The organism is Sphingopyxis sp. HIX, assembly GCF_001468285.1.
Classification (GTDB): Bacteria; Pseudomonadota; Alphaproteobacteria; order Sphingomonadales; family Sphingomonadaceae; genus Sphingopyxis.
Map to the genome: position 1 here is coordinate 22,731 of NZ_LNSB01000010.1, position 12,436 is coordinate 35,166.

General features: G+C 64.6%; 8 protein-coding genes and 1 tRNA gene. 3 read left to right on the plus strand and 6 right to left on the minus strand.

Annotation, left to right across the window (positions count from 1 at the left end):
* Positions 1-23 precede the first annotated feature (23 nt).
* Both recF and ATE62_RS23565 read right to left on the minus strand, forming a co-directional pair.
* The gene (gene recF, locus ATE62_RS06575) at positions 24-1,133 is read right to left on the minus strand and encodes a DNA replication/repair protein RecF (RefSeq protein WP_058809260.1); all 1,110 of its coding nucleotides are present in this window, start codon (positions 1,131-1,133) and stop codon (positions 24-26) included.
* 178 nt (positions 1,134-1,311) lie between these two features.
* Positions 1,312-1,485, minus strand: coding sequence for a hypothetical protein (locus ATE62_RS23565; RefSeq protein ID WP_156420611.1), 174 nt, complete (start codon positions 1,483-1,485; stop codon positions 1,312-1,314).
* Between ATE62_RS23565 and ATE62_RS24015 the strand changes: the two genes are divergently transcribed.
* A complete protein-coding gene (locus ATE62_RS24015) occupies positions 1,477-1,605 on the plus strand; it encodes a hypothetical protein (protein ID WP_257787762.1) in 129 nt (42 codons plus the stop codon). The two genes, ATE62_RS23565 and ATE62_RS24015, sit on opposite strands and share 9 nt — an antisense overlap.
* Positions 1,606-1,666: 61 nt before the next feature.
* On the plus strand, positions 1,667-1,846 hold the full coding sequence (locus ATE62_RS06580; RefSeq protein ID WP_058809258.1) for a PspC domain-containing protein: 180 nt from the start codon (positions 1,667-1,669) through the stop codon (positions 1,844-1,846).
* A 96-nt stretch (positions 1,847-1,942) separates the two neighbouring features.
* Here ATE62_RS06580 and ATE62_RS06585 read toward each other — a convergent pair whose 3' ends face one another.
* Entirely contained in the window at positions 1,943-2,668 is a 726-nt protein-coding gene (locus ATE62_RS06585) for a hypothetical protein (RefSeq protein WP_058818470.1), read from the minus strand.
* A 182-nt stretch (positions 2,669-2,850) separates the two neighbouring features.
* Between ATE62_RS06585 and ATE62_RS06590 the strand changes: the two genes are divergently transcribed.
* Positions 2,851-3,624 carry a DUF3658 domain-containing protein gene (locus tag ATE62_RS06590; protein ID WP_058809256.1) on the plus strand — a complete coding sequence of 258 codons (774 nt, stop codon included), beginning with the start codon at positions 2,851-2,853 and terminating at the stop codon, positions 3,622-3,624.
* 78 nt (positions 3,625-3,702) lie between these two features.
* Here ATE62_RS06590 and rpoC read toward each other — a convergent pair whose 3' ends face one another.
* The 3 genes from rpoC to rpoB all read right to left on the minus strand — a co-directional run bounded on the left by rpoC (position 3,703) and on the right by rpoB (position 12,293).
* Complete coding sequence (rpoC, locus tag ATE62_RS06595) at positions 3,703-7,983, minus strand: DNA-directed RNA polymerase subunit beta' (protein WP_058809255.1); 4,281 nt, start codon at positions 7,981-7,983, stop codon at positions 3,703-3,705.
* Positions 7,984-8,025: 42 nt separating this feature from the next.
* Positions 8,026-8,104 (minus strand) — tRNA-OTHER (locus ATE62_RS23220).
* A 10-nt stretch (positions 8,105-8,114) separates the two neighbouring features.
* Complete coding sequence (gene rpoB, locus ATE62_RS06600) at positions 8,115-12,293, minus strand: DNA-directed RNA polymerase subunit beta (protein ID WP_058809253.1); 4,179 nt, start codon at positions 12,291-12,293, stop codon at positions 8,115-8,117.
* Positions 12,294-12,436 lie beyond the last annotated feature (143 nt).

Sequence of the window (12,436 nt, forward strand, 5' to 3'; positions counted from 1 at the left end):
AGTGGGGAGGATTTTGTCGCGCCCTAGCCCGCCGCGATCCGGCCGCCCGCGATGCGGAAGCGCGTCACCGGGCCCGGCATGTCGCCAAACAGCGCCGCCTCGGTTCCCGTCAGCCACGCCTGACCGCCCTGCCCCGCGAGCCGGGCGTAGAGCGCGGCGCGGCGCGAGGGGTCGAGGTGCGCGGCGACCTCGTCGAGCAGCAGGATCGGGCGCTGCCCGCGCAGCCGCGCGACGCAGTCGCTGTGCGCGAGAACGAGCGAGAGCAGCATCGCCTTCTGCTCGCCGGTCGAGCAGCGCGCGGCGCTGCGCCCGCTCGCGGCGTGGACGGCGGCAAGGTCGTCGCGGTGCGGCCCCGCGGTCGCGCGGCCGGCGGCGGCGTCGATGCGGCGGCGCGCGGCGAAGAGCGCCTTCAGCTCCCCGGCGGTCCAGACCGTATCGCGCGGGGCGCCGTCGGCGTCGACGAGCGTCAGCAGCGGGCGCGCGAAGGGCGCGTCGGGCTGCGCCGAGAGTTCGGCCGAGAGCGCGGCGAGCGTGGCCTGCCGCGCGGCATCCATCGCCGCGCCATGCTCGGCGAGCTGCGCCTCGAGGCTGGCCAGCCATTGCTGGTCGGCACTCGCGAGATCGGCGAGCAACTTCCCCCGCGCGCGCAGTGCCGCCTCGTAACGATTGCCGTGCTGCGCGTGGCGCGGATCGAGCGCGAGCACCAGCCGGTCGAGAAATCGCCGCCGGTTGCCCGCGGTCTCGACGAACAGCCGGTCCATCGCGGGGGTGAGCCACAGCACCGCGAGCCAGTCGCCCAGCGCCGTCGCCGCCGCCGACGCGCCGTTGATGCGGACGATGCGCCGCCCGGGGTGCGCGGGCTCGATCCCGGTGCCGAGCGCGACCGGCGCGAGTTCGTCGCCCGCCGCCACTTCGGCGAACACCGCGAAGCCGCCGGTCGCGCCGTCGCGCACCATGTCCGAAAGTGCCGCGCGGCGCAGCCCGCGCCCGGGTGCGAGCAGCGAGATCGCCTCGAGGATGTTGGTCTTGCCCGCGCCATTGTCGCCGTGCAGCGCGACGAGGCCCGGCCCGGCGCCCATCTCCGCCGCGGCATGATTGCGAAAATCGGTGAGCGAGAGGCGCGCGATCGTCATCTGGGGCCTGCCCTAGGGGATTTGGGGCGGAGAGGGAAAGGGCCCTTTCTCCCCTCCCGCTTGCGGGAGGGGTTAGAGGAGGGCCTGTAACGATACCACGCGAAAAAACATGTCCTCCCCTAGCCCCTCCCGCAGGCGGGAGGGGAATGGCCGACTAACCCATGTTAGAATTTTCCATTCATCGGGAATTAATCCCGATATAGCGGATTTTTCCCGTTGAAATAATCTTTCGATTTCCAATAATCCCCAGAAAACCGCCGCGAAAGCAAATTGGCACGCCTCCTGCATTACCCTTGGCATCCACCGGATGGTCCGGTCGGAAGGTTTCAGGAAGGACAAAATCATGGCTCACTTCAACGTTCACGCCGTCAAGAGCTACGCGCTCGCTGCTTTCGCTTCGGTCTATGCCTCGGTCATGCTGCTCGCGATCGTCGGTCAGAATGGTGCGCAGGTCGGTTCGCTGGTCATCTGACCGGCGAACCCCACCCCCCACCGAAACGCCGGTCCCACGGGCCGGGATGGAAAGGAAAGAAATGAAACAGGGTTTTCGCAAGAATCGTCGCGATGGCATGGTCTTCGGCGTCTGCGCCGGCATGGCCGACCACTTCGGGATCGACGTCTTGTGGACGCGCGTCGGCTTTGTCGCGCTGACTTTGCTGGGCTTCGGCCTGCCGCTGCTGCTCTATATCACGGTCGCGATCCTCGCGCCCTAAGCAGCACCGGGCCGGGACGCCTTTCAGGCGCCGTCGCATCCGGCCCGCATATTCCCAAGATCGAAGGCCCGCCGGCCCAACCGGCGGGCCTTTTGCTTATGCGCCCTTCGGCAGCACGGTGAAGCTGTAGGGAATGTACAGGAACACCTCATTCTCGCTCGCCTGGTTCCACACCAGATGCCGGTCGAGCCCGCTGACCGTCACGCCGTAATCGGCACCGAAGGCGCTGCTGGTGCGGCGCGATTCCTCGGCGATCAGCTGGACGACCTGCGCGCGATACTGGTCGGGGTTGACGATGGTCAGCTGCATCGCGCCATTCTTCTCGACCAGCGAGCGCCCCGTCGCGGGAACCGCCTTGATAAAGCCCTCGATCCGCCGGAGCGCGCTGTCGGCGGGGCCCGCGAGCCTGGTCTTCACGACGACCTCGATCTCGCTGGTGTCCGAGCGGCGCCCCATGCGCAGCGGCAGCTCGCGATAATTGGCGAGCGTCACCGGGGTCAGCTCGAAACTGCCGGTGACCAGTTCGACCCCCGCGGCGTCGGCGCGGCGGATCGCCGCCTCCAGCATCGCGTGGATTTCCTGCCGCCGCACATTGGCGTCGCGCGAATCCGACGTGACCACTATGTCCTGGATCGCGCCGTCGGCGAGCCGCCGCAGCCCGATGACGGGCACGCTTTCCTTGAAATAGCCGTCGCCCGACCCGCGCGTCGACGACACCCGCACCTCGCCGCGGATATTGCTGCTGTCCTGCGCCACCGCGCCGCCAGCGGTCACCGCGAGCAGCAAGGCCGCGGACATCGCCCATGTCTTTCCGATTTTCATATATCCACCTCGCAACAAAAGAGTTGCGACCCGGAGGCGGGATATCAGGAGGCGCCCTGCCCTGAGATGAACGGCGAGCCGCAGATCAGAACGGCGTACGCGGGAACGTTAGATTATCCATTTCGGCGCAAGATGGCGCCGCGAGGGATGCCCCAAGTCGCGGCACCTGTCATGAGGTAGAGATGATCCATATCGTTTTCGGCTCTTCCGCCGCCGGCATGTTGCGACAATTGCTCGTTTCGCGCGGCCTCCGGCAACGCGTCGTCGATCTGCAGGATTGCCTCCATTGGGGCCCGATTTCGAGCGGGCACTTTCAAAGCCGCGGGGCTTGGCTGGACGAGCACTCGCCCTGCGAGCTTGGCAGCCATGGGTGGCTGGATGAAGCGACCGCCAAATTCTGCCAGCGCGTCGAAGCCGACGACGACCGGCTGATCTGGGTTGCGCCGCGCTGTGCCGCCGAATTGTCGGGACTCTATTGGTTTCTGGCGCAATTCGGCGGTGCGGGCGCGCGGATGGTGATCGCCGACTATCACCTGGGCGGCTGGAACGAAGCCCCGCCGACGCTCGGCATGCTCGACGAGAAGGCGATCGGCGAATTGTTCGACGGCACGCCGAGCACGTGGGACGAGCAGCGCTTTCCCCGAGATCGCTGGTTCGGCTTGATGGCCGAGGATGCGCTGCTGCGCATCGTCGATGCCGGAAAGCTTCGCAGCGCGCCCGAGAATTCTTTCGACGACTTCATCTGGCAGCAGGTGCCCGACCGGCCGACCAATGTGCGACGCGTCGTCGGCAACATCATGGTCGCGTCCTTCGATCTGGAAAATTCGCTGCACGATGACTTCATCATCTGGCGCCTGCGCGAGCTTTTTCGAAAAGGGAAGATTCGCTCCGAGGGCGGACCGCCACGACAGGTCGTCGATGCCGAAAGCGTGCCGATAATCCAGCGCATCGATTAGCCTTCCGCTCAAAGAAAAAGCCCCGCCGGATCGCTCCGGCGGGGCTTGTTTCATAGGCTAGGCCATGACGCCGAGGATTTACTCCTCGTCGCCACCTTCCGGACGGTCCAGCACCGCGACGTCGTCGGTGGTGAAGTCCTCGCCCTGGACCTTGCCGAGCGGATCGTCGCCGATCGCCGCTTCGGGGCCCTGCGCCAGTTCGGCGGCATGCTCTTCGGCCGCGGTCTGCGGCGCGATCAGATGCTCCTGATTGGCGCGCATCGCCGCGCGCAGCGCCGCGTCCTTCGACGAGGCGGTGACGCGGACACGGTTCATGGCAGCGCCGGTACCCGCCGGGATCAGGCGGCCGACGATGACATTTTCCTTGAGGCCCTGCAGCGAGTCGATCTTGCCCTGCACCGACGCTTCGGTGAGGACGCGGGTCGTCTCCTGGAAGGACGCCGCCGAGACGAAGCTGCGGGTCTGCAGCGACGCCTTGGTGATGCCGAGCAGGACCGGACGGCCCTCCGCGGGCACGCCGTTCTTCGGCAGCTTGGCATTATATTCCATCATCTCCAGATAATCGAGCTGTTCGCCCGGCAGCAGCGTGGTGTCGCCGCCCGACGTGATCTCGACCTTCTGCAGCATCTGGCGAACGATCACCTCGATGTGCTTGTCGTTGATCTTCACGCCCTGGAGTCGATAGACTTCCTGGATTTCCGCGACGAGATATTCGGCCAGCGCTTCGACGCCCATGACGTCGAGGATGTCGTGCGGGTTCGGCGATCCGCTGATCAGCGCGTCGCCGCGCTTGACCATGTCGCCTTCCTGCACTTCGAGGACCTTCGACTTGGGAATCAGATACTCGATCGCATCGCCTTCTTCCGGAACGATCGCGATCTTGCGCTTCGCCTTGTAATCCTTGACGAATTCAATGCGGCCGCTGATCTTCGCGATAACGCTGTTGTCCTTCGGAATGCGCGCTTCGAACAGCTCGGCAACCCGCGGCAGACCGCCGGTGATGTCGCGCGTCTTCGACGCTTCGCGGCTGACGCGTGCGAGCACGTCGCCCGCCTGCACTTCCTGACCGTCCTCGACCGACAGCATCGTGCCGACCGCGAGCAGGTAGCGCGCGGCTTCGCCCGAGGCGTCGTCGAGCAGGGTGAGGCGCGGCTGAAGGTCCTCCTTCTTGCCGCGGCCCGCGGCGCGATATTCGATCACGACGCGCTGGGCGATGCCCGTCGCTTCGTCGACCTGTTCGACCAGGGTCTTGCCGTCGGCGAGATCCTGATACTTCACGACGCCCTGCTTTTCGGTGATCAGCGGCATGGTGAACGGATCCCATTCGGCAATCCGGTCGCCCTTCTTCACCTTCTCGCCGTCCTTGTGCATGATCTGCGCACCATAGGGCAGCTTGTGGGTCGCGCGCTCGCGGCCCTCGGCGTCGATCACCGCGATTTCACCCGAACGCGACAGCGCCAGACGGCGGCCGCGCTGGTCGACGATCGTCGCCATGTCGCGATATTCGATCGTGCCGTCCGAGATCGCTTCGGCGTTCGACTGCTCGTTGACCTGCGCCGCACCACCGATGTGGAAGGTACGCATGGTCAGCTGGGTGCCGGGTTCACCGATCGACTGGGCGGCGATGACGCCGACCGCTTCGCCGATGTTCACCGGGGTCCCGCGCGCGAGGTCGCGGCCATAGCATTTACCGCAGACGCCGAGCGTCGCTTCGCAGACCAGCGGGCTGCGGATCTTGACCGACTGGACTTCGGCGTCCTCGATCCGCTGCGTCGTGGCTTCGTCGAGCAGCGTGCCGATCGGCGCGATGATATTGCCGTCCTTGTCGGCGACATCCTCGAGCGTGGTACGGCCAAGGATACGCTCGCCGAGCGAGGCGATCGTCGAACCGCCCTGCACGATCGCGCGCATTTCCATGCCGCGTTCGGTACCGCAATCTTCCTCGATCACGACGCAGTCCTGCGACACGTCGACCAGACGGCGGGTCAGGTAACCCGAGTTCGCCGTCTTGAGCGCCGTATCGGCCAGACCCTTACGCGCACCGTGGGTCGAGTTGAAATACTCGAGAACGGTCAGGCCTTCCTTGAAGTTCGAGATGATCGGCGTTTCGATGATCTCGCCCGACGGCTTGGCCATCAGGCCGCGCATGCCCGCGAGCTGCTTCATCTGGGCCTGCGAACCACGGGCACCCGAATGCGCCATCATATAGATGGAGTTGATCGGGGCCAGACGGCCGTCGTCCAACTTCGGCGTCGCGCGGATCTCGTCCATCATCGCGTTCGCGACCTTGTCGCCGCACTGCGACCAGGCATCGATCGCCTTGTTGTACTTCTCCTGCTGCGTGATCAGGCCGTCCTGATACTGCTGCTCGAAGTCCTTCACGAGGGCGCGGGTCTCGTCGACCATGCCTTCCTTCGACGCCGGGATGATCATGTCGTCCTTGCCGAAGGAAATGCCGGCCTTGAACGCGTTGCGGAAGCCCAGCGCCATGATGGCGTCGGCGAACAGCACGGTCTCTTTCTGGCCGGTGTGGCGATAGACCTGGTCGATCACGTCGCCGATTTCCTTCTTGGTGAGAAGGCGGTTGACGACGTCGAAGGGCACGGTGTGCGACTTCGGCAGGCATTCGCCGATCAGCATGCGGCCCGGGGTGGTCTCGAACCGCTTCAGATACTCGTTGCCCTGCTCGTCGGTCTGCGGAACGCGGCTGACGACCTTGGTGTGGAGCGTCACCGAACCGGTGAACAGCGCCTGGTGCACCTCGGCCATGTCGGCGAGCAGCATGCCCTCGCCCGGTTCGCCTTCGCGCTCCAGCGAGAGATAATAGAGACCGAGGACCATGTCCTGCGACGGAACGATGATCGGCTTGCCGTTCGCGGGGCTGAGGATGTTGTTGGTCGACATCATCAGCACGCGCGCTTCGAGCTGGGCTTCCAGCGACAGCGGCACGTGGACCGCCATCTGGTCACCGTCGAAGTCGGCGTTGAACGCGGCGCAGACCAGCGGGTGCAGCTGGATAGCCTTGCCCTCGATCAGAACCGGTTCGAACGCCTGGATGCCGAGGCGGTGAAGCGTCGGGGCGCGGTTCAGCAGGACCGGGTGCTCGCGAATGACTTCGTCGAGGATGTCCCAGACTTCCTTGCGTTCCTTTTCTACCCACTTCTTCGCCTGCTTCAGGGTCATCGACAGACCCTTGGCGTCGAGGCGCGCATAGATGAACGGCTTGAACAGCTCGAGCGCCATCTTCTTCGGCAGGCCGCACTGGTGCAGCTTCAGCTCCGGACCGGTCACGATGACCGAACGGCCCGAATAGTCGACGCGCTTGCCGAGCAGGTTCTGACGGAAGCGGCCCTGCTTGCCCTTGAGCATGTCGGACAGCGACTTCAGCGGACGCTTGTTGGCGCCCGTGATCGTGCGGCCGCGGCGACCGTTGTCGAACAGCGCGTCGACGGCTTCCTGCAGCATGCGCTTTTCGTTGCGGACGATGATGTCCGGCGCGCGCAGCTCCATCAGGCGCTTCAGGCGGTTGTTGCGGTTGATCACGCGGCGATAGAGGTCGTTGAGATCCGACGTCGCGAAGCGTCCGCCGTCGAGCGGCACCAGCGGGCGCAGTTCGGGCGGGATGACCGGCACGACTTCGAGGATCATCCATTCGGGGCGGTTGCCCGATTCGATGAACGATTCCACGACCTTGAGGCGCTTGATGATCTTCTTGGGCTTCAGCTCCGACTTGGTGGTCGCGAGCTCTTCCATCAGGTCGACGCGTTCCTGCTCGAGATCGAGATTCTCGAGGAGCACGCGGATCGCCTCGGCGCCGATGCCGGCCGAAAAGGCGTCTTCGCCATATTCGTCCTGCGCGTCGAGCAGCTCGTCTTCGGTCAGCAGCTGGAACTTCTCAAGCGGCGTCAGGCCGGGCTCGAGAACGATATAGGCTTCGAAGTAGAGGACGCGCTCGAGCTGCTTCAGCTGCATGTCGAGCAGCAGGCCGATGCGCGACGGCAGCGACTTCAGGAACCAGATGTGCGCGACGGGCGCGGCGAGCTCGATATGGCCCATACGCTCGCGGCGGACCTTGGTCACCGTGACTTCGACACCGCACTTTTCGCAGACGATGCCCTTGTATTTCATGCGCTTGTACTTGCCGCACAGGCATTCATAATCCTTGATCGGACCGAAGATGCGCGCGCAGAACAGGCCGTCGCGCTCGGGCTTGAACGTGCGGTAATTGATCGTTTCGGGCTTCTTGATCTCGCCGAACGACCACGAGCGGATACGCTCGGGGCTCGCGATGCCGATCTTGATCATGTCGAAGGTTTCGGGCTTCGCGACCGGGTTCATGAAGTTGGTAAGCTGGTTCATGTCTTTGTCCTCAATCGAGGGAAAATCTTCAAATGCTTCAGTTGCCGGTGGTTGGGACTTGAACCCACACCCCTTTCGGGGACCACTGTAGTGATACGTCTACCAATTCCGTCACACCGGCATCTGATCCATTATTCCGCGGCTTCGGGAAGGGCTTCCGGACCTTCGTCATCGTCTTCGTCCGCATAGGACGAGAGTTCGACGTTGAGGCCCAGCGAGCGCATTTCCTTGACGAGCACGTTGAAGCTTTCGGGAATGCCGGCCTCGAAGGTGTCGTCGCCCTTGACGATCGCTTCGTAGACCTTGGTGCGGCCGATCACGTCGTCCGACTTCACCGTCAGCATTTCCTGGAGCGTGTACGCCGCGCCATAGGCCTGGAGCGCCCACACCTCCATTTCACCGAAGCGCTGGCCGCCGAACTGCGCCTTACCGCCCAGCGGCTGCTGGGTAACAAGCGAGTAGGGCCCGATCGAACGCGCGTGGATCTTGTCGTCGACCAGGTGGTGCAGCTTCAGGATATACATATATCCCACCGTCACCTTGCGGTCGAAGCGGTCGCCGGTGCGGCCGTCGTAGAGATCGACCTGACCAGAGCGGTCGAGACCCGCGCGTTCCAGCATCGCCGACACATCGCCCTCGCGCGCGCCGTCGAACACCGGGGTCGCGAAGGGCACGCCCACCGACAGGTTTCCGGCGAGTTCGACGACCTCATCGGTGCTGCGCGCCTTGATGTCGTCGGCATATTCGTCGCCATAGGCCTGCAGCAGCGCTTCGCGCACCGCTTCGGGCGGAGCGCCGGCCTCGGGCTCAGGGTTGGCCATGCGCCAGTCCTCGAGCGCCGCGGTGATCTGGCGGCCGAAACCGCGCGATGCCCAGCCGAGGTGCGTCTCCAGGATCTGCCCGACGTTCATGCGCGACGGCACGCCCAGCGGGTTGAGCACGAAGTCGACGTGCGTCCCGTCTTCGAGGAACGGCATGTCCTCGATCGGCAGGATGCGGCTGATGATGCCCTTGTTGCCGTGACGGCCGGCCATCTTGTCGCCCGACTGCAGCTTGCGCTTCACCGCGACGAAGACCTTGACCATCTTGAGCACGCCCGGGGCGAGTTCGTCGCCGCGCTGCAGCTTTTCGACGCGGTCTTCGTACTTCGCGCTGATCCGCTTGATCGCGTCGTCATACTGCGCCTTGATCGCTTCGAGGGCGGTCTGGGCGTTGTCGTCGACGACGGCGAGCTTCCACCAGTCCGAACGGTCGAGATCGACGAGCATCTGCTCGCTGACTTCGTCGCCCTTCTTCAGGCCCTTGGGCACCGCACTGGTCACCTGACCGATGAGCAGGTCCTTGAGGCTGGAGAAGGTCGCGCGGTTGAGGATCGCGCGTTCGTCGTCGGCGTCCTGCTTCAGGCGCTCGATTTCCTCGCGTTCGATCGCGATCGCGCGTTCGTCCTTGTCGATACCGTGGCGGTTGAAGACGCGGACTTCGACGACCGTGCCCGACACGCCCGGCGGCAGGCGGAGCGAGGTGTCGCGCACGTCGCTGGCCTTTTCACCGAAGATCGCGCGCAGCAGCTTCTCTTCCGGCGTCATCGGCGATTCACCCTTGGGGGTGATCTTGCCGGCCAGAATGTCGCCCGGGCCGACTTCGGCACCGATGTAGACGATGCCCGCTTCGTCGAGGTTGCGCAGCGCTTCCTCGCCGACGTTCGGGATGTCGCGCGTGATGTCTTCCGGCCCGAGGCGCGTGTCGCGCGCAGTGACTTCGAATTCCTCGATGTGGATCGAGGTGAAGACGTCGTCCTTCACGATACGCTCGCTGATGAGGATCGAGTCCTCATAGTTGTAGCCGTTCCACGGCATGAACGCGACGAGCACATTCTTGCCGAGCGCCAGTTCGCCGAGCTCGGTCGACGGGCCGTCGGCGATGATGTCGCCGGCGCGGACGACTTCGCCCACCTTCACCAGCGGACGCTGGTTGATGCAGGTGTTCTGGTTCGACCGCTGGAACTTCTGCAGGCGATAGATGTCGACGCCCGACTTGCCGGGTTCGACCATGTCGGTCGCACGGATGACGATACGCGTCGCGTCGACCTGGTCGATGATGCCGCCGCGGCGCGCCGCGATGGCGGCGCCCGAGTCGCGCGCAACCGTCTCTTCCATGCCGGTGCCGACGACCGGCGCCTCGGCGCGGATCAGCGGAACGGCCTGGCGCTGCATGTTCGAGCCCATCAGCGCGCGGTTGGCGTCGTCGTTTTCCAGGAACGGAATGAGCGAGGCCGCAACCGAAACGAGCTGCTTCGGCGACACGTCCATCAGCGTGATCTGGTCGCGCGGCGCCATCAGGAATTCGCCGGCTTCGCGCGCCGAGATCAGCTCGTCGATGAAGCTGCCGTCGGGGTTGAGGTCGGCGTTCGCCTGCGCGACGGTGTGCTTCTGCTCTTCCATCGCCGACAGATAGACGACCTCGGTCGTCACCTTGCCGTCGATGATCTTGCGGTACGGGGTCTCGATGAAGCCGTATTTGTTGACACGCGCAAAGGTCGCGAGGCTGTTGATCAGACCGATGTTCGGACCTTCGGGCGTTTCGATCGGGCAGATGCGGCCATAGTGGGTCGGGTGAACGTCGCGGACTTCGAAGCCAGCCCTTTCACGGGTAAGCCCGCCCGGCCCGAGCGCCGACACGCGGCGCTTGTGCGTCACTTCCGACAGCGGGTTGGTCTGGTCCATGAACTGCGAAAGCTGCGACGAGCCGAAGAATTCGCGCACCGCGGCGACCGCGGGTTTCGCGTTGATCAGGTCGTTCGGCATGACGGTCGACACGTCGACCGACGACATGCGCTCCTTCACCGCGCGTTCCATGCGCAGCAGGCCGACGCGATACTGGTTCTCGAGCAGCTCGCCGACCGAACGGACACGGCGGTTGCCGAGGTTGTCGATGTCGTCGATTTCGCCCTTGCCGTCCTTCAGGTTCACCAGCTCCTTGACCACGGCGAGGATGTCCTCGCTGCGCAGCGTCGTGACCGTGTCCTCGGCGTCGAGGCCGAGGCGCATGTTGAGCTTGACGCGGCCCACGGCCGACAGGTCGTAGCGCTCGGGGTCGAAGAACAGGCCGCCGAACAAAGCTTCGGCGGTTTCGCGCGTCGGCGGTTCGCCGGGGCGCATGACGCGATAGATGTCCGACAGCGCCTGGTCGCGATCCTCGGCCTTGTCGGCCTTCAGCGTGTTGCGGATCCAGGGACCGGTGTTGTTGTGATCGATGTCGAGCAGCACGAGCTTGTCGATGCCAGCGGCGTCGAGCTTCTCGAGATTGTCGGCGGTCACTTCGTCGCCGGCCTCGATATAGATCTCGCCGGTCGACTCGTTGATGAGGTCATAGGCGCTGTAACGGCCGAAGATTTCCTCGGTCGGGATCAGCAGCGTGTCGAGACCGTCCTTCGCCGCCTTGTTGGCGAGGCGCGGGCTGATCTTGTGGCCGGCGGCAAAGACGACTTCGCCGGTCTTGGCGTCCACCACATCGAAAGCGGGCTTCGCACCGCGCCAATTCTCGACCTGGAAGGGCACGCGCCAGCCGTTCTCGGCGCGCTCGAAGACGAGGCGGTCGTAGAAATGGTTGAGGATTTCCTCGCCCGACATGCCCAGCGCATAGAGGAGCGACGTCACCGGCAGCTTGCGCTTTCGGTCGATACGGACGTTGACGATGTCCTTGGCGTCGAATTCGAAGTCGAGCCACGAGCCGCGGTACGGGATCACGCGCGCGGCGAAGAGGAACTTGCCCGACGAGTGGGTCTTGCCGCGGTCATGGTCGAAGAGCACACCCGGCGAACGGTGCATCTGCGACACGATAACGCGCTCGGTGCCATTGACGAAGAAGGTGCCGTTCTCGGTCATGAGCGGCATGTCGCCCATGTAGACGTCCTGCTCCTTGATATCGAGCACCGAGCGGGTGTCGGTTTCGCTGTCGACCTCGAAGACGATCAGGCGCAGCGTGACCTTCATCGGCGCCGCATAGGTGATGCCGCGCTGACGGCATTCCTCGACGTCGTATTTGGGGTCTTCGAGTTCGTAGTGGACGAAGTCGAGCTCGGCGGTGCCGGCGAAGTCGCGGATCGGGAAAACGCTGCGCAGCGTCTTTTCGAGGCCCGAAACATAACCCGTCGAGGGATCCGAGCGCAGGAACTGCTCATAGGATTCGCGCTGCACCTCGATGAGGTTGGGCATCTCCACCGCTTCGTGGATATTGCCGAACAGCTTACGGATTCGCTTGCTTGCGGTTGCTTCGAGGGCCTTGCCCACCGACTTCGCCTTGGTCGCCATAAGTGATTGTCTCGCCTTGATAAATTAGCTCGCGGATGCGATAGAGACGCAAAAAGGCCGCAAGCAACCGTTGCCGGTTTACCGCAGCTTCTTGACGCATCTCGAAATCCCCGCCGACCTATCCGTACAGCCTGCCGCGCAAA

Coding starts and splice junctions, on each gene's coding strand:
- recF (WP_058809260.1), bottom strand. CDS start 1,133: ATGACGATCGCGCGCCTCTCGCTCACCGATTTTCGCAATCATGCCGCG.
- ATE62_RS24015 (WP_257787762.1), top strand. CDS start 1,477: ATGGCTCACTTCAACGTTCACGCCGTCAAGAGCTACGCGCTCGCTGCT.
- ATE62_RS06580 (WP_058809258.1), top strand. CDS start 1,667: ATGAAACAGGGTTTTCGCAAGAATCGTCGCGATGGCATGGTCTTCGGC.
- ATE62_RS06585 (WP_058818470.1), bottom strand. CDS start 2,668: ATGAAAATCGGAAAGACATGGGCGATGTCCGCGGCCTTGCTGCTCGCG.
- ATE62_RS06590 (WP_058809256.1), top strand. CDS start 2,851: ATGATCCATATCGTTTTCGGCTCTTCCGCCGCCGGCATGTTGCGACAA.
- rpoC (WP_058809255.1), bottom strand. CDS start 7,983: ATGAACCAGCTTACCAACTTCATGAACCCGGTCGCGAAGCCCGAAACC.
- rpoB (WP_058809253.1), bottom strand. CDS start 12,293: ATGGCGACCAAGGCGAAGTCGGTGGGCAAGGCCCTCGAAGCAACCGCA.